The organism is [Acidovorax] ebreus TPSY (genome assembly GCF_000022305.1).
GTDB lineage: Bacteria > Pseudomonadota > Gammaproteobacteria > Burkholderiales > Burkholderiaceae_C > Diaphorobacter > Diaphorobacter nitroreducens.
Genome location: NC_011992.1, coordinates 1334259 through 1351162, shown reverse-complemented (window position 1 = coordinate 1351162; position 16904 = coordinate 1334259). Strand labels below are relative to the sequence as shown.

Sequence of the window (16904 nt, the reverse complement as noted above, 5' to 3'; positions counted from 1 at the left end):
GACGTCGTGAAGAGCTTTCTCTTGAGGGGCGGTTTCAGCCGATCGACATCCCACGTCCCCGCACCACATCCCACGACACAACGCCGCCGCGCATAGTCGCCGCGATCTGCTGCCCCAGTCGCTGCTCTATCACCGGCTTCCAAGGCACCAGGCTGAACCCCATGCCGTCATCAAGCATGGCGTAGTGCCCACTGGCGAGCATGACGCTGCGCCGGTAGATGCCGGTCACGCGCTGGCCATCGGCCACAGTGCGATGCTGCAAGCCGGTTTCGGCGGCAATGTCCTTGGCAGCCTGCGCCAGTTCGCGGGTGCGCAACGTGTCGAGCAGGTTGCGGGCAAGAATCACGCGCTGCCCGCGCCGCTGGGCCAGTCCCTGTTCTTCGAGGAAGTCGGCGCGCTGCTGCATGGCCTGCTTGGCGTCGCCACCAAAGCCCAGATCGCCCAGCCCCCTGCCACCACCGATCAGCTGCTGGTCGAGCCAGGTGGCTCCGATCACGCGGGCCTGCCGCTCGATGGGCAGGTGCGATTTCAGCTCCACGGCCACACCGCCCAGGCGCTGCGCGTCATAGCGGCGGCCCTGTTCGGGCAGGTCACCGGGCACCTTCCATAGCCCTTCGGCGACACGCTCCACGATACCGGCCCGGCGCAGGGCTTCGAGTCGACGGACATGGGCCGCGATGACTTCCTGCGGATCGCGGCCAGGCTTAGCCCGGCCTTGCTCAATCGCCAGGTGATGGTCAGTGCGGTACAGGCCATCGCTCGCCTGCGCGGCGATGTTCTTGTCTGCTGCGCGCACGTCGGCCGAACCCTTCACCTCCACCACAGCGCCGGTCGGATAGTTCGCCAGCTCATGACGGGCATTCAGCGCGACGTAGTGGGCCTTGCCGTCCACGCCGTCGATGACCAGATAGCCCCGGTCGCGCAGCTCGTCGGCCAGTCCTTTCGCGGCGACGCGCCCGACGACCGTGCGGCCATCTTCACCCGGCTCGAATACCGCCAGCTCGCGCGGCTCGCCGCGCATGGCACGCTGCATGGTTCGGATGATGTCGCCACGCTCGCCCAGGGTGCGCAGGGTCTTCTCGGCATCGGCATGGACGGCCCAGGTGCCCGGCTGCATCTCGTCGGCCAGGCCCAGGCGCTGCAAGCGTTGCAGCCGGCCGATCAGCAGCAGGCGCTGGCGTTGCAATCTCGGTTCGTTGAAGCGTTCGATCTGCACTCGGCCGTCCTCGCCGGCCTCGCGTTGCAGGGTGCGATCCAGGCTCGTCCACCGCTCCTGCTCCACCTCGCGCTGCAAGGTCTGCTGGATCTCCAGCTCAGTGCGCGGTCCCAGCCATTCGGTCGCCAGTTCGGCGGCCCGATGGCGGAAGCCGTGGGCGATGTAGTCGCCCGCGATGATGAGGTCTTTGCCGGTGTCGTCGCGCCCGCGCACGACGATGTGCGTGTGCGGGTTGTCCGTGTTCCAGTGATTGACGGCCACCCAATCGAGGCCCGTGCCCAGGTCGGCCTCCATGCGGCCCATGAGGTGCCGCGTGTAGGTGCGCAGGTCTTCCAGCTCGGCCCCATCCTCGGGCGAGAGGATGAAGCGGAAATGGTGTCGGTCGTCGGTGCAGCGTTCCTTGAAGGCATCGAGGGCGGCCGCATCGGTCTGCGGCCCGTAGGCTTGACCCGGCTCGCCGTCGCGGCCCACGCCGTCGCGCTCGATGTAGCGCAGGTGCTTGGCGAGCGACTGCGGGCTGGCCTGGCGCTGGTTGACCAGCAGCGTCTTGATGGTCACGCGCCGCGACATAGGCGTGAGCTTCGCCCCCGCGAAGCGCGCCGCCGTGTGGCCGCGCCCGAGGCGCGAACCGGGCCGCTGGCCGGTGCCACGCGCCGATGCCGCACGGCGCACCGAGGACTTGCCGCCGTTGGCCTTGCCCGCCTGCTTGAGCACCTTGGAGACGAAGCCCTGGCCCCGGTTCTTCGGGGCGCTGGGGCGGATGCGGAAATCGTCGTCGCGACGGTCGGTCATGGTTATGCCCTCTGCAAGCTCGGGCGTGTCTGGTCGTGCAAAGCACGCGGACATGCCTGCATCGGCGCGGGTCTCGCGCCACAAGCGGCACGGCAGCGAAGCTGCGCCGTGCTGCGCCAACCCCACGTGCAGACTGGCTTTCGACGCGGCCCGGTGCCGCGTCCTTTTGTCTTGCCTTCCGCCTTTGCCCTTCGCTGTCGCTCCGGGCAGCGGCGGCCCGGCGGCGCTGCTGCGCGAGCAGCCAGCGCGCCGGCGAACGCGGACACGGCCGCAGGCCGGGCGCGTTCGAGGCAAGACGCCTGCACGTGGGACGGCTGCGCCGAAGGCAGCGCGAAGTGCGGTGCGAATGCACCCGCACTGCACGCGCGACAACACGGCGACGAACAGCAGAACGACACGCCCGATGGCACGACAAGATGCACGGCGACGTGCAGCGAATCGACGGCCTTCATGGGCGGGATCCCAGCCAGACCGGATGTGCGACGCCGATCACGGCGTATGTGCTGACCGGCCCGAAATACCGGCTGTCGAACGACGCCGGGTTGGTCACACTCAAGAGGAACAGTTCGGCGGGTTCGAGGCGGCGGCATTGCTGCCAGGATGGCAGCGGCCGGCCCCAGCGGTCAGCAGGCAGCACGGCGGCCGAAGGCACGCCGTCGATGCGGACAACGCGGCCAGTGATGCACACCTCCTGCGGTGCAACGGCGCCCACGCGCTTGAGCAGCGGCACGCGCGCCGGCAGGTAGCCGCGCTGCGCGGCCAGCGTGGCAGCGTCTGGCGGCAGCGTGGTCAGAACGATGCTGCCCACGGACAGAGGACGTGGCAGCGAGCCGGTATCGTGGCCCAGCGGATCGACGCGATACCAGCCGACCGCCACACTGTCGGACGGGTTGTAGATCAGGCGCGGCAGCGGATGCACGAAGGACGCCCAGGCCAGCGCAGCCAGGCCGCAGGCGGACAGGCCCGCCAGCACGATGCGAGCACGCAGGCGCGAGCGAGGACGCGGCGCGGCTTCGGGCGTGCGCGCGGTGGTGGAGTGAGCGGTCATGGCAGCGCCCTCCCGGCCAGCCAAGCGGCGTGCCGCTCGGTGGTGTATTCGGGCAGCGGCAGACGGGCCGCCAGACGGTTGCCCAGAGTGCGCCAGTACGCGGGTGACACGTCGATGGCGGCAATGCCCTGCGCGTCGATGCCGTCGATGCGTTCCAGCACGGCACGCACCGCGTTCTCGCCTTCGGCGTGCAGCATCAGGCGCGCGCCGGGCTGCACGCCGGGGATGCGCTGCACGGCGTCCAGCGGCGTGGCAGCCTGCATCACCATGAGCTGCCAGCGGATCGTGCCGTAGTCGTTGGCCTGCCAGCGGATGCGGCAGAAAACCGCGTTCGGCAGGAACACCGCGCAGCGCCGCCAGCGGTCGAGCTGAAGCGTGCGCGCCGGTTCGCCGAAGCGCAGGTAGAGCTTGAAACGCGGTTCGATGTAGGCCAGCGAAACGCGCGTCAGCGGCACGCTGCCGACGAGGCCAGCGAGTACCGAAGGCGCGCGCAACGGCGCAGCCGTGGCCGCGTGCGCCGCAGGTAGAGCGGATGCGTTCATGGTGTCTTCTCCGGGGGAAACTCCCGCTCCAGCAGGCCGCGCAGCAAGTCGGCAACGGTCACGCCTTGCGTGAAGGCCGACACCTTGATACGAGCGCGCAGCGCGGGCGTGATGTCGAGGGTCAGGCGGGCGGTGTAGAGATCGCCCTTGTTAAGCGCATCGGCGTCACCCTGGCGAATCCACGCCTCGGCGTGCGGATTCGCGGGCGGACGCGCCCCGACGCCGACGCGCTTGGCGCGTGGTGGCGGCTTTGATGTCATGTCGGCCACCGCAGCAGGTCGTCCACCAGGGCGGTGATTTCGCGTGCGGCAGCGCTGCCCGGCGCCGTCTCGCGTGCAAGTCGGCCAGCGGCCACGCTGTCGGCGAAAACAATGCGCTGATGCACTTCCGCGCGCAGCGCAGGAAGCGGCTGGTCGGCGAGCGCCTGGCGCGCTTCGCGCCCGATCACGGTGGTACTGACGCGCCGATTGATGACGAAGGCCGCGCGCAGTGCAGGCCGAAACACCTGAGCCTCGCGGATCAGCGCCACCATCTCGGCGCTGGCCCATAGGTCGTAGGGGCTGGGTTGCACCGGGATCAGCACGCGCTCGGCCGCCAGCAGCGCGGAGCGCGCCAAGGCGGCGATGCGCGGCGGGCCGTCGATGATGACGTGATCTGCTCGCCTGGCGAGTTCTGGTGCCTCTTGGTGCAACGTTTCGCGTGCAAGGCCCACGGCGCTGAACAGCCGTGGCAAGCCTTGCTGACTTCTGCGCTGCGTCCAGTCCAGCGATGAACCTTGCGGGTCGGCGTCCAGCAATACGACGTGCTGGCCGCGCATCGCCAGCTCGCCGGCGATGTGCGTGGCGAGCGTGGTCTTACCCACGCCGCCTTTCTGGTTGAGCAAAGCGACGATCATGGCCTCGCCCTCCATGCTGGAAAGTCGGGCTTTTGCTGCTGCGTTCGTGGCCGCGTGGTGGTGGTCCACCGCAGCGGCGTTTCCCTACTAAAAGTTAGAGAAATGAAGTTAGGGAAGTTAGAGGGCGAGGAAACCCAATGCTGGCGTGGGCTTGCGGTCGATCGGCACGCCTGATAGCACGATAGTCCCACGCCTGATAGCACGATACCCCGCACGCCTGATAGCACGACTCCATCCACAGGCTCTCCCGGAGTTATCCCCGTGCCGTATACAGCACGGGCCGGAACGTCAGCAGTTCCATGCCGTTGTCCGGCATCCGCTCGATGCCCAGGACGTAGCCGGGCAGCGACTGCCGCGCGACGAGCGCACGCAGGTCGCAGGCGAAGTCGTAGGGCTTCGCGGTGCTGCCGGACTTCTGGTGCAGGTAGCGGAAGTCGAACTGCCAGCCGTATGCCTGCTTGCCGCCGTGCTTGCGCACCAGGCGGTACAGCCACCGTTCGATGCCGCCCGTGAGCCGGAAGTACGCCGGGTCGATGGTCAGCACCAGGGCGGCGTCGAGCACGCCCGCATAGAACCAGTCCGGCAGGATCAGCTCGATGCCCAGCGGCATACCGCTGGCATCGGCCAGCTCCTTCCATTCGTTGATCCACGAGAAACGGTGCAGGCGCCGTCCGGTCGTCTCGCGGATGGACGTGGCCACCGTGGTCGATTGCAGCCGGTCGAGCGCGGCCTTGAGGCGCTGGTAGTCGCGCAGCGACTTGCCGCGCCCGATGAAGCGCAGGATCTCGTAGGGCGTGGCGCGCATCAGCCGCGACGGGCGCAAGCCCGCGTCCTTCGCCTCCACGATCTGCGAAGCCGCCCATATCAGCACGTCCGCATCCCAAATCGTGGCGATGCCGTGCTCCTGCGTGCCTTCCACGCGAATCGTCACGTTGCCCGCACGGAAGTCGATGGGCTTGACCCGCTTGGACTTGCCGAGCGAGAAGAACGGATAGGCCATCAAGTCTTGGCTGTCGCGCGGCGCCATGTCGCCGGGCAAGGCGCGGAACAAATCGAGCTGTTCGCGCTCCTGCAACGGCCGCTGCCGGGACGGCAGCGCGGTGCTGGACATGGCGGTGGCCTGCCGCGCGCCGCCGATCAGCGGTCACGGCTGTCGGCCGAGTGGTGCTCGGCGTATTCGGGATCGGAAGTCGTCTCGAAACTGCGGTCGGCGGCCCAGGCATCGAGGTCGGCCACGGCGTACATCACGCGCCGGCCGAACTTGCGAAAGCGCGGCCCACCACCGATCACGCGCTGCTTTTCCAGCGTGCGCGGCGACAGCCGCAGGTACTCGGCGGCTTCGTCGTTGGTGAGATAGCGTTGGGGCTGCGCGGCAGCGGTCGAGACAGTGGCGGCAGGCCGCAAGGGAGCGGGACGCATGGTGTGAACCTCCATCGGTTGAAAACGCCCGGCCACACAGCGCGACCGGATGGAGGCAGTCTCAGAAAACCAAGCTGTCCTGCTCAGGGCCGTTCTGCGTCGTCCTCAAAACGGCCCTTCTCAAGCGGCGGAAGCTGTGCTAGGCGGCGATAGCCGCCGCGCATCAGTGCATCGCCGCGCCGTACCAGCCGGCGCACCTTCGAGCGCAGGCCGCCGTCGCTGTACCAGTCGGCCGCGGCGTCGGCACCGAACAGTCCTTCGCCCACATCACGCAAAGACGCGCCCGCAAGGGTCGCGTCGAGCGCCTGCAAGGTGTGCAGCTCCAATAGCGCGGAAGGTGTTGGCCTCGGCGTGCTGGCGGCGAAGGTTGCGCCGGGCGCATGACCGCGCGCAGGCGCGGCAGTGCCGCCGCGCTGGGCATAGGCCACGGCCATGCCGTCTTCCAGGCCGGGCGCCAGCGCAAAGCGCAGGCAATGGCCTGGGCTGCGCGCGATCAGCGCCAGCTTCTTGCCGTCGTGGAATAGTTGCTTGTGGCCGGGGATGCGCCAGAACGCGAAGGCGGTGGCATCCTGCGGCGGATCAGCATCGGGGTAGAGTTGCACTACAGCGGCATGGCCGGGCAGCCAGGCTGGATGCGCGTCGCGCGCATCCAGGGCTGGGTCTTCCAGCAGGCGCAAACCCCAGCGATGCGCTGCTTCAGGCCGGCGATGACGGCGCAGCCAGTCGAGCCGGTAGTCGGGATGCCTGCGCAGGTACTCCCAGGCGAGCGCGAGCGCATCCAGCCAAAAGACATACAGGTATGCGGCAGTCGGATACCAATGCGCGACGTGATGAGGATTGACCATGACGCCTCCTCCTGCGAACAGAACTCGCCGCCACGGAAGAACTACGCGCTACATCGCCCTCGTCGGAACGTCATGGGTTAAAAGGCGAATGGGGCTGTCAAGACCAATTGGCTCCGATGCGTTGCGGTATCCGTCTCAATGCTGCGGCGGCAGCGCCCCTACCGGGGACACTGCACAAGCCAGCCTGCCGCAACCCGCGCCAAGCATCCTGTCTATTTGGGTCAGACTGGTGGGGCTACGCCGCAAGAATCTCGATTGAGACTTACCCGGTATGACACCAGACTGAAAAAGTCACAGTAGGACGTATTCAGTCCGGGATCGCTCCGTCGCGCTCGGCCAGCCGGGTGTATTCCGACAGCGTGCGCGTGGGACGGAAATAGAGGTCGCGTAGCACGGGCTGCTGGCGCGGCCCGACGATGCCGGCCAGCTCGGACAGCTTGACAGTGCCCTGCGCTGGCATCCCGATCCCCAGGTCGATGAGGCCCCAGGCGGTGTCGCCATCGGCCGGGTCGAGCGCCGCCAGCAGCCAGGTCACATGCGCGTCCGGCGTGAACAGGCGCACCACGGGCATCGGGTCGATGGCCTCGCCAGCGGCACGGGCCTCGCCGTTGGCGAGCAGTTGCGCGCGCTCCGGGTCGGTGGCAAGCGGCTGGGGCATGGTCGGTAATCCCACAAATCCAATGTTGCACGGATGCGGTTTCGCGCCAAAGCGCGGAACCACCAAACCGGGTTTACGCCTTCGTGCGCAAGTGCGAATGCGCTTGCGTGGCTTTGCTGGAACCCGCCGATGCAGATTTCCGTAAAGGCACGAAAGCAGAGAACAACGACAAGTGAACACTATAGATTGTAGCTCTATAGAGCGCAATGGGTTGTCATCTTGGTTTTTCAGGGGAACCATAGGTGGCGGCTCAGTACTCATTGGCGAAGGCTTTGAAGGCAGTCAGGAAAGCGCGTGGCTTGAGCCAAGAAGCGTTTTCGGACGTGTCGAGCCGCACCTATATGAGTACCCTGGAGCGCGACCTCAAAAGCCCGACCCTTAACAAACTGGCCGAGCTGTGCGAGGTGATGGAGATCCACCCGCTCACGCTGTTAACGCTGGCTTACGCAGGCGACAGCACGCGCAAGGCTGACGAGTTGCTGGCGCAGGTTCGCCAGGAACTTGAGGCGGTATTGAATTCAGATGGAGATTGAGAAGCGCCATGACATATCGAAATGGAAACTACACCGCCTTCTACGTTGCGGAGCCATTCCATCCCAGCTCGCTGGGTGCCAATGCGACAAAAGATTTTCAATACTACAACACCCTGCGGATGTGGAAAGGCGCTGATGCGACGTTTCCCTTCGTCGATTCGCACGACAAAACTTACAGCGTCCGCGACGGCAGCGATTGGGAATCCACCCTGAAGCCGAGACTCAGGGAGCGCCTTCGGAACTCGAAGAACATCATCCTCATCTTGAGTTCGATCACGACGAATTCCCGCGCCCTTCGAGAAGAAATCGACTACGGGATCAACGACCAGGGGCTGCCCATCATCGTCGTCTACCCCGAATATGCCACTAAGGAAAGCCTGCTGGTCGGTGGATCATTGAAGCAGGCGGTCAAGAACCTGTGGGAAAATCTTCCCGTGTTCCGGGATTCGATGAGCAAAGTCCCTACGCTTCATGTCCCAATGAATAAGGAACTCATCAAGAAATCCTTGCAGGACGGCGAGTTCATGGTTGGGAGCGTGAAGGCCCCTGGCATCTACAGATACAACCCGTAATCAATCGATATATCGGAGCGAATGATCCACGTCATGGCGAAGGTCAACTTTTTTGACAAACGGGTCATCAAGAAATTCCTTGAAATCACCGCTGTCGTCAGCGGTACGCTGTCATTCGTAGTTATTTTTGTTGACATCCCTGCCGAGTGGAAGCTGAAGGCTGGCTTGGCTTTCCTGGCAGTACAGGCACTCACCTACTTGGTGATATGGCTCTGGTCGAACAACCTGAACAGTATCGACATCAATGTCGAGGGCAGCGATGTAGCGATCAAGACTGGCGACATTTTCCGGCAGCCTGGATTGAAGGCCATCGCCTTCAATGAGTATTTCGACACGCAGGTGGACAACAAGATAATTGGCGAGACTTCCCTCAACGGCGTTTTCATCCAGAAGCATCTCGGCGTCCCGCTCTCCGAACTGGACCGCCACATCGAGGAATACGCTTTTGATAACAGCGAAGTCCTGGATGAGAACGAAACCAGAAAACAGGGGAAGAAGAAAAGATATCAGATAGGCACGATCTGCCTGTACAAAGACTACCTCCTGACCGCATTCTCCAAATTCGACGAGAACAACAAGGCGCTGCTGACGATGCCAGAGTACCTTGAGTTTCTCATCAATTTCTGGGACAAGGTAAACAACGTCTACGCTCAGCAAAGCGTATCGACCACGATCTTCGGTTCGGGAATCACGCGGATCAAAGGACACAAGAACATTTCCGACGAGGATCTCCTGAAGATAATGCTGTGGACGTTCAGGATCAGCGAAATGCGATTCAAGTATCCCGCGAAGCTGACCATCGTGATCCACAAAGACAAGATTGACCAAATCAATCTTCTCGACATTAGATCCGCTAGGAACGGCGTGTAATTTCCAATAGCAGCTCGGAACGAGCCCGCTTCTCATGGATGCTGCCTCGGCAGGTGCTACACCAACGGCACAGCGCCCCGCCGCGATGGCGGGGCGCTGCGGTGGTCACTCCGCTTGGGGCTTGCTGCGCGACCAGATCAGGTCGTGCGTGCCGTTCTCGCCTTCGATCAGGCCGGCATAGACCGAAGCCGGGAACGAAGGATCGTCGAGGGTCACGGACTTGTATTCCCGCCCGGCTTCGCTGGTCTTGTTCCACGCCGCGCCGATGTCGTGGCCGGCCGCCTGGAAACGGAAGTCGGGGGCGTTCTCGCTGCTGCCCTTGTCGTTGGGAACTAGTGGTCAAATTCAAACAGAAGGTACCCAACGCTTTCCGAGTTGGCTCTCTCAGATTGCGGTCGGGTCGGCTTGAAGGACGCCAAACAACAGCCCTCCGGGCTCAGCGCACGTGCAGAACCAACCAATTCCAGGAATCGCTCGTTTCGGCTCGACGACGCGCCCGCCGTTCTGCTCGACCTTGGCAACAACGTCGTCCACGTCGGGAACTGGGATAGTCATCAGCGTGAGTGGTCGGCCTTCCGACTGAGGGAAGTCTTTCGCCGCACCAATGCCGCCGTCGACACCGGGCTCCTCCGGCGCTCCGGCCTGAATCCGATAGTATCCAGGGATCGGTCCGAATGGCACAAACCGCCATCCTAGGCACGCCTCAAAGAAGCGCCGGGCCACCTCAACGTCCATTACGGTGAGGTCAAAATATTGTGGCTTCAAAGCCGTATTCTCCATGACCGATCAGGCAGGATTCCCGCCGATGCTGGTGTGTGCGAGTCTAGCGCATGCGCACCGGTATCTCCATCGAAGTCTCGCCATCGGATCGCCGCCGCCTTGATGGCGGGAGAGGTCGGGATCAGCGCCAGCTCGGTCCAGCGCATCTGGCGCGCCCACGGCCTCCAGCCGCACCGCGTGCGGCAGTTCAAGCTCTCGAACGCGTTCGACGAGAAGAGCCAGATCCAGGCGCTCGACCGCACACAGCCCGGACTGCCGCTCAAGAAGGGCCGTGCCGGCACCATGACCCACGATTACAAGAGGAACGGCACAACCACGCTATTCGCGGCCCTGAACGTCCTCGACGGCACGGTGATCGGCCGCAACATGCAGCGCCATCGCCATCAGGAGTTCATTCTCTTCCTCAATACCATCGAGCGCCAGGTCCCCGCCGGCAAGAGCGTCCACGTGATCCTCGACAACTACGCCGCTCACAAGCACCCGAAGGTGCGTCAGTGGCTCGACCGGCACAAGCGCTTCACCTTCCACTTCACGCCGACCTCATGCTCATGGCTCAACGCGGTCGAGGGCTTCTTTGCCAAGCTCACCAGGCGGCGCCTGAAGCGGGGAACGTTTCACTCGCTCGTCGACCTCCAGGCCGTCATCAACCGCTTCGTCGCCGAGCAGAATGCCGACCCCAAGCCCTTCACCTGGGCCGCCGAACCAGACCGCATCATCGCCGCGGTCAGGCGTGGGCACCAAATGTTAGATTCGATCCACTAGCTTGACCTTGACGTTGAGCGTCAGGGTGCGCAGCTTGCCGGTGAAGCCGTCTTTGTCTGCGGTGAAGGTGCCGATGTTGGCCATGATGTTTTCTCCTTTCGGTTGAACAAGGTTTGCGCCCATCGCGTCCTTGTTGTGATCCGGCCGGCGGGGGACGGGCTGGCTGCACCGCTTGCGGTCGAAACGCAGTGGAGAGCCGGGAGGCGAAAAGAATTTGCCGCGCGAGGAAGCAGCGCAGCGGCGGGGAAACTGTTTTCGCCGGACGGTTGCAGCCATGAAACCCGAGGCGCAGCCGCCCCCCCGCCAGGATTCACAACGAGACAAGGACGCCTTGGGCCGAACCGCTCCGAAAGGAGATGGGGCCGACTCGGCATCCCCGCCCGAAGGCTTCTCCGGCTCGCCGCTGACGCTGGCCAGGTCAACCCCGCAACGACAAGCGAGAACGCCCCTGCCGCACCTTGCGGCGCCGGTCTTGAGGCGTGGCATGGAAGCTCCATGGCGATGCCGGGCGGGTTGTCCGTGAACCGTCCTTCGTGACGTGATGGGCAGGAACCGCCAGCGTTGAGGACGGCACGCAACCGCACAACCTGCCGCAGCGAGCCCCAGCTTGTTCGCCAGCGCCCCGTCCATCGCGGCGGGGCGCTGGCTGGGCCGATCCGGCGCAGCCGGTTCGGCGGCATTGAGGGGCGCCAAGCTGCGCGCGGCGGGGATAGCCCGCAGGGCTTTCCCCTGGAGGCAAGCGCAGCGCCGTAGGCGCGAAGGCGTGAGGGATTGAAGCCGAATGGCCGTGACGGCAAAGACGGCACGGGGCGCAGCCCGAAAGCCCGGCGGCGCGGCGCGAGCTGCTGGACGATTCTGCTCTGTGTGCGCTTTGGCTTGCAGGCCCATGCGGGCCTGCCAGTGCCGGGCGGGAATGCCCGGCTGCTTCAACACCGCCGCTTGAGCCTCCGCGAAGGCGGCGGTGTTCTGAATCGGCTGTTGGCCTTCGACACCGGGCGCGGCCACTGCCGCGGCCGGATTTTTCGTCCCCCGCGTCCAGGGCGGAACGGCCTGGGCACGGTGCTGATCGCGGTTATTCCTTCGTCTCGATGAGCCACCACACGGCACGCGGCAAAGGGCGACCCGTGAGTGGGTGAATGTCCGTGAGGTCGGCGCGGGCCGTCCAGCCCGAGGGCGGACGGTAGCCGCGCACGTCGCTTTCGCCATGCCAGCGGCGGGCGCGTACCGTGCCGGGAGCATAGATCGCTGCCATGCGCGGGCGGCTTGTGGTGGTGCGGGTCATGGGGGCTTCTCCTTGCAGCGAAGCGCCCCGGTCAAGGCCGAGGCGCTTGCATTCGGCGTGGGTCAAGCGGCCAGCGCCTCGGCGGGTTCATCCGCCCCGGCTTCGGCATCGTCCGGGGCCTCCTGCTCCGGGCCTTCCTCTTGCGCGCTTTCCTGCACTGCCTGCTGCGGGCCTTCGGTCTTAAAGATGGCAGGCATCCAGCCCGTGCTGTCGGCCAGCCGCTCGGCCTCGCTGGCAATGTCGGCCTTCTTCAACTTCGCCAGCCGGGTGACGTGCTCGGGCGCGTACTCGCCCACGGCTTGCAGGATCGTGGCCTTCGGAACGTGCTTGAAATACCCCTCGGCGGTCGGCTTCCACCATGCGGCCATGTCGAGGCCCACGGCCTGCACCAATTCCGCGCCGGGCTGGCGTGGCGTGGCGCGAGGCGTCACCACGTCCACCGTGGAAGCCACGCACACGGCCAGCAGCTTGACCAGTTCGTCTTGCGGCTTTGCCAGTAGCGCGGCGAACAGTTCGGCGTTGTCCTCAGGCAAGCCTTCGCCCGCCACCTGTTGCAATTCGCGTAGCGCCACGGCGGCAGGCGATTCCGGCCAGTCCGGGGCCATACCTTCCAGCCGGTCTTGCACCGTGAGGCGCACGCCCAGCGGCAAGTCATTCCCGTAGTGGCTAGCCTGCAAGACCTTCTGCACCATGCCATGCACCAGCGCAGCCAGCGCGACCTGCGGATGCCGTGCCACCTCGATCTGCAGCGCCGCCGTGCGATGGGTGCTCAAGCGCTGCGCCAGCCGGTCGGACATGGCTGCGGCCTTGGGCGCGTCGTCGGCATCCTCGCCTTCGTCGTCGTTCCCGGTATCCTCGCCGCCGAAACCCTGCCGCAACCTTTCCAGCGTGCGCAGCGCCTTGGCCTCGGCCTCGCGCATCAGCCCGCGATGAATCACGGCCTCGCCGTTGCGGTCGATGGTGACGATGGCACCGGCTGCGGCCTTCACGTTCGGGCTGTAGTCCTGCAAGCCATCTTCCAGCGTCTGCAACTGCTCGCCCAGGGCTTCGCCTTCCTCTTGCAGCGCGTCGGCCTTGTCCTCGTCCTCGGCGTCCAGCGCGGCATCCACGGCTTCGGCCAGTTCGTTCAGTTTGGCTTGCAGCTTCCCAATGCGCTGCGCTTCGCGCTTGGTCGGTTCGCGCCGCTCCCTCGGGGCACGCTGGAAAGCGTGCAGGTCGGCATGGGTCACGCCGGGCGCGGCGTCCACCCATACCCAGCCCTCGGCGCGAACTGTGGCGGCAATGCCCGCCAGCCTGTCTTGCGCCAGCCGTTCCAGCAGCGCGGCGTCGGTCAGATACACGCCCGCATTGCCTTCCGCGAACAGGTCGCGGCGCACGCCACCGCCTGCGGCCTCGTAGGTGTCCAGCCCGACGAAGCGCACCAGCGGATGCCGGTAGGCGTCGATTTCCCGCTCGGTCAGGCGTTCGCGCAGCGCGGAAGGTTGGCGCTGCCATTGGGGCGCATCGTAGAACGCGGCTTCCTGCGCGGCGTGGTCGTCGATGATGGCAAGGGCCATCAACTGTTCAAGGCTCACGGCATCGACCCGGTAGTCCGCCATCAGGCGTGGCGAGACGTTCGCCAGCTTCAAGCGGCGCTGCACCACCAGCGGCGTGACGGAAAAATCCGCAGCAATGTCTTCGATGGGCCGGCCTTCGGCCACCAGCGCCGCGAACGCTTCAAACTGGTCTGCCGGGTGCATGGCTTCGCGCTGCACGTTCTCGGTGAGGCTGGCGGTGCGGGCGGTGCCATCGGCTACCAGCAGGCAAGGCACCTCCCATTCCTTGCTGATGCGGCGCTTCTTCGCCAGCAGCTTCAACGCGGCAAGGCGACGGCCACCGGCGACGACTTCGTAATGCTCGCCATCAGCGGATGCAATCACGATCAGGTTTTGCAGCAGGCCCACACGCTGGATGCTGGCGGCGAGTTCGGGAATCGACATGCGCGGGGCCTTGCGCACGTTGCGGCCCGTCGGACGCAGCACCAGCCGCGACAGCGGAACCAGAATCAGGTTCTTGGTCGGGTCGGCGGCTTCCAGCGGGGCAGCGGCGGCGGTGTTGACGGCGCGGGCTTCGGTTTGAATCATGGCGTTCATGGTGATAACTCCTATCGGTTCGGGGATGCAGCGGCGAGAAAGACGGCAAGGGCTGCTGCCTGCCCCTGCCGTGTGGGGAATCAGGCTTTCAACTGGCGCAGGCCATCGGCCAGCAGCCACAGGGCGCGATTCAGGCGCACGCTTTGGTCGATGCCCTGCACGGGCCGGGTGGTCTGGCGGCGGCCATTCGCGGCGCGGGCGGACAGGCCGCCTTTGGTCAAGTTCTCCTGCGTGCGGTTGAACACGCTCCACAGATCGCGGCGGTCGTCGTCGTGGCGGCGCGGCATCAGGATTTGCGATTCCGTGATGGGCGCGGGCTTGTCCTCGTCGTACTTCAACGCCAGCGCAGCGCGGGCGAACACTTCCGCTTCGCCTTCATCCAGCGTGATCGCGCACATGGCATCGCGGGATTCCTGCGCCCGGTCGAAGCCGTGCAGGACTTCGTAAGCGCCTTCGATGACGTGCCCGGCCACGTCGCCCTTGTGGGGAACGCGCACGTCGGCCACGGTGTCGCCGCAGACAAGGCCATTGCTGCAAACGAAGCGGAACATCCCGGCCAGCATCTGATAGCTGCTGGTGCCGTCATGGGAGTTCAGCAGGATGATTTCGTTGGCCTCGCGGCCGTTGATCTGGCTGGCGTGGCGCAGCCGGATCATGTGCTTGGTGTAGTCGCGGCGGTCGTCGTGGCGCACGCGGGTCTGCGTCACCATGAAAGGCTCGAAGCCTTCCCCGCGCAGTTCTTGCAACACCGTGGCGGTGGGGATGTAGCTGTACCGCTCGGAGCGGCTTTCGTGCGGGGCGTCGGCGAAGATGGACGGGGCCACCCTGCGGATTTGGTCATCGGACAGTGGGTAATCGCTGCGCAGTGCCGGGGAGCGGGAAGCGAAACGGGATGCGAGTTGCATGGTCTTTCTCCTGACAAAAAGAGGTTTGCTGTTCAAACCGCACACCGGATTCCTAGATTCGGAGCCCAGCCTTTCGGCTGTTTGGTGCGGTCGGCACGAGGAACCCGGTTGGCCCTGTTGCCGCCGTCTTTCCTGAGTTCATCGCCCGCGACGGTCAGGAGCGCGCGAACGGGTGCCGTCAAGGAGGCAAGCGCAGGGTTGGTGCGGCCCGCAGCGAAGCGAGGACACGGCCCTGCGCGCCTTGACGGCACACGGGCGCGGGCTACAGTCGCGAGCAAGGTGATGAAGTCAGGGGGGACGGCTAGACATGGCAACGGCCATCCCTGTGTGCTGAACCACACGGCAAGCGCAAGCGCGCAGGCCCGAAGCTGGAAGCCGGGCCGGAGGCGTCAGCCGAGCGGAGCGAGGGAACGATGGAAGCCCGAATGGGGCGAGACGCCGCAGGCGGCTCGATGCGAAGCACGATAGCGCGACCGGCCATGTCTGCTTGGCCGGGGACGCACGACTGTCCTACCATCCCTCTATGGAGGAAACCATCATCAACAACGACCCGTTGGAGCACATGCTCCACCGTTCCAATACCTTGCACGAGCGGCTGGATGAACTGCTGGGCGATGCCGATTTCGATGGATCGCCCCGCGGCGAATCAACCCTCGGCATGTGCTTGGTCGCTATGGAACATGCGGCGGCAATGCGAGCATTGATGTCGCTGCGACTGCCCACGTCTGCCGTCGGCCTCATGCGCCTGCAGTTCGAGGCCCTGACACGGGCAATGTGGCTGCTCTACGCAGCTAGCGACGCAGCGATCGACAAGTTGCTGGCGCCACTGACGCAGCAGAGCGAACAGGCAGCCAAGAACTTGCCTGGCGCCAGCGAAATGATTGAGCAGATCGGCAAGCGAGTCGGACAAGGCGCGCCGGCAGCCGCGCACCAGATGCTGTTGCACTTCAAGGATGTGACCTGGCACGGCATGAACTCATTCGTGCATGGCGGCATTCATCCGCTGCGGCGTAGTGCCGACGGCTTCCCGGTCGATCTTGCGCTGCAAGTGCTGCGCAGCTCGAACGGTCTGACGACCATGACCGGCATGACGATGGCTGTCCTCACCGGCGATGAAGCCGTGGCCAAGCCCGTGAGCAAGATCCAGCCGGCATTCGCCGACTGCCTGCCGGCTCTGCTGAGACCTTGAACGGGGCATCTTGCGACGCCCCGCGCAATCATTGAACGATTCGCCCGGCCAGGCGCGCATCGCGAGCATAGGCGCTCAACCGCTTTTCGGCCTGGAAAGACAGGTCGCGTTCGATTGGCAGGCCCAGCCCGCCGCGCACGGTCGCCAGTTCGCCCAAGCTGACCCAGCCGATTTCCGGCATCCCCACGCCCAGGTCGCACAACCCGAAGGCGTGATCGTGGTCATCGGGATCGATCTCGGTCAGCAGCCAGGTCGCGCCAGCATCTGGCGTGAACAGCTTGACCACAGGGGCCGGGTCGAAGTCCGGGTTTTCCAAAGATTCGCGGCCGTTGGCCAGCAGCATCGCGCGCTGCTCGTCAGTGATGAGTGCGTTGTTCATGGTGAACTCCTGAAGATTGCCGGGCGGAATTGCCCGTCACCTCCGGGTCACGGCGCAGCGCAAGCGGTCAGGGGTCGAAGACGGC

18 protein-coding genes and 3 pseudogenes are annotated in these 16904 nt (G+C 65.3%); 5 read left to right on the top strand and 16 right to left on the bottom strand.

The features are described 5' to 3' along the window. Positions 1-34: 34 nt before the first annotated feature. The 9 genes from DTPSY_RS06475 to DTPSY_RS06435 all read right to left on the bottom strand — a co-directional run bounded on the left by DTPSY_RS06475 (position 35) and on the right by DTPSY_RS06435 (position 7415). Complete coding sequence (locus tag DTPSY_RS06475) at positions 35-2008, bottom strand: relaxase/mobilization nuclease domain-containing protein (RefSeq protein WP_015912923.1); 1974 nt, start codon at positions 2006-2008, stop codon at positions 35-37. Between the two features lie 448 nt (positions 2009-2456). After that, positions 2457-3056 carry a S26 family signal peptidase gene (locus DTPSY_RS06470; RefSeq protein ID WP_015912922.1) on the bottom strand — a complete coding sequence of 200 codons (600 nt, stop codon included), beginning with the start codon at positions 3054-3056 and terminating at the stop codon, positions 2457-2459. Then, complete coding sequence (locus DTPSY_RS06465; RefSeq protein ID WP_015912921.1) at positions 3053-3598, bottom strand: DUF2840 domain-containing protein; 546 nt, start codon at positions 3596-3598, stop codon at positions 3053-3055. Before DTPSY_RS06465 ends, DTPSY_RS06470 begins: the two co-directional genes overlap by 4 nt. Continuing rightward, positions 3595-3858, bottom strand: coding sequence for a hypothetical protein (locus DTPSY_RS06460; RefSeq protein ID WP_015912920.1), 264 nt, complete (start codon positions 3856-3858; stop codon positions 3595-3597). The genes DTPSY_RS06465 and DTPSY_RS06460 overlap by 4 nt, the downstream gene beginning before the upstream one ends. After that, positions 3855-4493: a ParA family partition ATPase gene (gene parA, locus DTPSY_RS06455; protein WP_015912919.1), complete on the bottom strand. Its 639-nt coding sequence runs from the start codon at positions 4491-4493 to the stop codon at positions 3855-3857. Before parA ends, DTPSY_RS06460 begins: the two co-directional genes overlap by 4 nt. A gap of 253 nt (positions 4494-4746) precedes the next feature. Then, on the bottom strand, positions 4747-5604 hold the full coding sequence (locus DTPSY_RS06450; RefSeq protein ID WP_015912918.1) for a replication initiator protein A: 858 nt from the start codon (positions 5602-5604) through the stop codon (positions 4747-4749). 26 nt (positions 5605-5630) lie between these two features. Beyond that, positions 5631-5912, bottom strand: a complete 282-nt coding sequence (locus tag DTPSY_RS06445; RefSeq protein WP_015912917.1) for a helix-turn-helix transcriptional regulator — start codon at positions 5910-5912, stop codon at positions 5631-5633. Between the two features lie 83 nt (positions 5913-5995). Next, positions 5996-6757 carry a DUF2285 domain-containing protein gene (locus DTPSY_RS06440; RefSeq protein ID WP_015912916.1) on the bottom strand — a complete coding sequence of 254 codons (762 nt, stop codon included), beginning with the start codon at positions 6755-6757 and terminating at the stop codon, positions 5996-5998. Positions 6758-7064: 307 nt separating this feature from the next. Then, entirely contained in the window at positions 7065-7415 is a 351-nt protein-coding gene (locus DTPSY_RS06435; RefSeq protein ID WP_015912915.1) for a DUF2958 domain-containing protein, read from the bottom strand. Positions 7416-7657: 242 nt separating this feature from the next. On the opposite strand from DTPSY_RS06435, the gene DTPSY_RS06430 reads away from it, so the two are divergent. The 3 genes from DTPSY_RS06430 to DTPSY_RS06420 are packed head-to-tail and all read left to right on the top strand — an operon-like array spanning position 7658 to position 9390. Continuing rightward, on the top strand, positions 7658-7948 hold the full coding sequence (locus DTPSY_RS06430; protein WP_015912914.1) for a helix-turn-helix domain-containing protein: 291 nt from the start codon (positions 7658-7660) through the stop codon (positions 7946-7948). Positions 7949-7956: 8 nt separating this feature from the next. Further along, positions 7957-8520, top strand: coding sequence for a TIR domain-containing protein (locus tag DTPSY_RS06425; protein ID WP_015912913.1), 564 nt, complete (start codon positions 7957-7959; stop codon positions 8518-8520). A 33-nt stretch (positions 8521-8553) separates the two neighbouring features. Beyond that, complete coding sequence (locus DTPSY_RS06420; protein ID WP_238526576.1) at positions 8554-9390, top strand: macro domain-containing protein; 837 nt, start codon at positions 8554-8556, stop codon at positions 9388-9390. Positions 9391-9495: 105 nt separating this feature from the next. On the opposite strand, the pseudogene DTPSY_RS17985 reads toward DTPSY_RS06420, so the two are convergent. Both DTPSY_RS17985 and DTPSY_RS06410 read right to left on the bottom strand, forming a co-directional pair. Then, a pseudogene (locus tag DTPSY_RS17985) lies at positions 9496-9726 on the bottom strand (DUF736 domain-containing protein); the annotation flags it as partial. A 48-nt stretch (positions 9727-9774) separates the two neighbouring features. Further along, on the bottom strand, positions 9775-10170 hold the full coding sequence (locus DTPSY_RS06410; RefSeq protein WP_015912911.1) for a VOC family protein: 396 nt from the start codon (positions 10168-10170) through the stop codon (positions 9775-9777). A gap of 102 nt (positions 10171-10272) precedes the next feature. Between DTPSY_RS06410 and DTPSY_RS06405 the strand changes: the two are divergent. Beyond that, a pseudogene (locus DTPSY_RS06405) lies at positions 10273-10932 on the top strand (IS630 family transposase); the annotation flags it as partial. Here DTPSY_RS06405 and DTPSY_RS17980 read toward each other — a convergent pair. The 4 genes and pseudogenes from DTPSY_RS17980 to DTPSY_RS06390 form a co-directional block, all read right to left on the bottom strand. After that, positions 10927-11016, bottom strand: a pseudogene (locus DTPSY_RS17980) (DUF736 family protein); the annotation flags it as partial. The pseudogenes DTPSY_RS06405 and DTPSY_RS17980 sit on opposite strands and share 6 nt — an antisense overlap. 988 nt (positions 11017-12004) lie before the next feature. Further along, positions 12005-12214: a hypothetical protein gene (locus DTPSY_RS06400; protein ID WP_015912910.1), complete on the bottom strand. Its 210-nt coding sequence runs from the start codon at positions 12212-12214 to the stop codon at positions 12005-12007. A 62-nt stretch (positions 12215-12276) separates the two neighbouring features. Beyond that, the gene (locus DTPSY_RS06395; RefSeq protein WP_015912909.1) at positions 12277-14346 is read right to left on the bottom strand and encodes a ParB/RepB/Spo0J family partition protein; all 2070 of its coding nucleotides are present in this window, start codon (positions 14344-14346) and stop codon (positions 12277-12279) included. A gap of 80 nt (positions 14347-14426) precedes the next feature. Next, on the bottom strand, positions 14427-15251 hold the full coding sequence (locus tag DTPSY_RS06390) for a DUF932 domain-containing protein (RefSeq protein ID WP_015912908.1): 825 nt from the start codon (positions 15249-15251) through the stop codon (positions 14427-14429). A 523-nt stretch (positions 15252-15774) separates the two neighbouring features. Between DTPSY_RS06390 and DTPSY_RS06385 the strand changes: the two genes are divergently transcribed. Further along, positions 15775-16440, top strand: a complete 666-nt coding sequence (locus tag DTPSY_RS06385; protein WP_015912907.1) for a DUF6988 family protein — start codon at positions 15775-15777, stop codon at positions 16438-16440. A 28-nt stretch (positions 16441-16468) separates the two neighbouring features. Here the strand turns inward: DTPSY_RS06385 and DTPSY_RS06380 are convergent, their stop codons facing one another. Further along, entirely contained in the window at positions 16469-16819 is a 351-nt protein-coding gene (locus DTPSY_RS06380; protein ID WP_015912906.1) for a DUF2958 domain-containing protein, read from the bottom strand. Between the last annotated feature and the right edge of the window lie 85 nt (positions 16820-16904).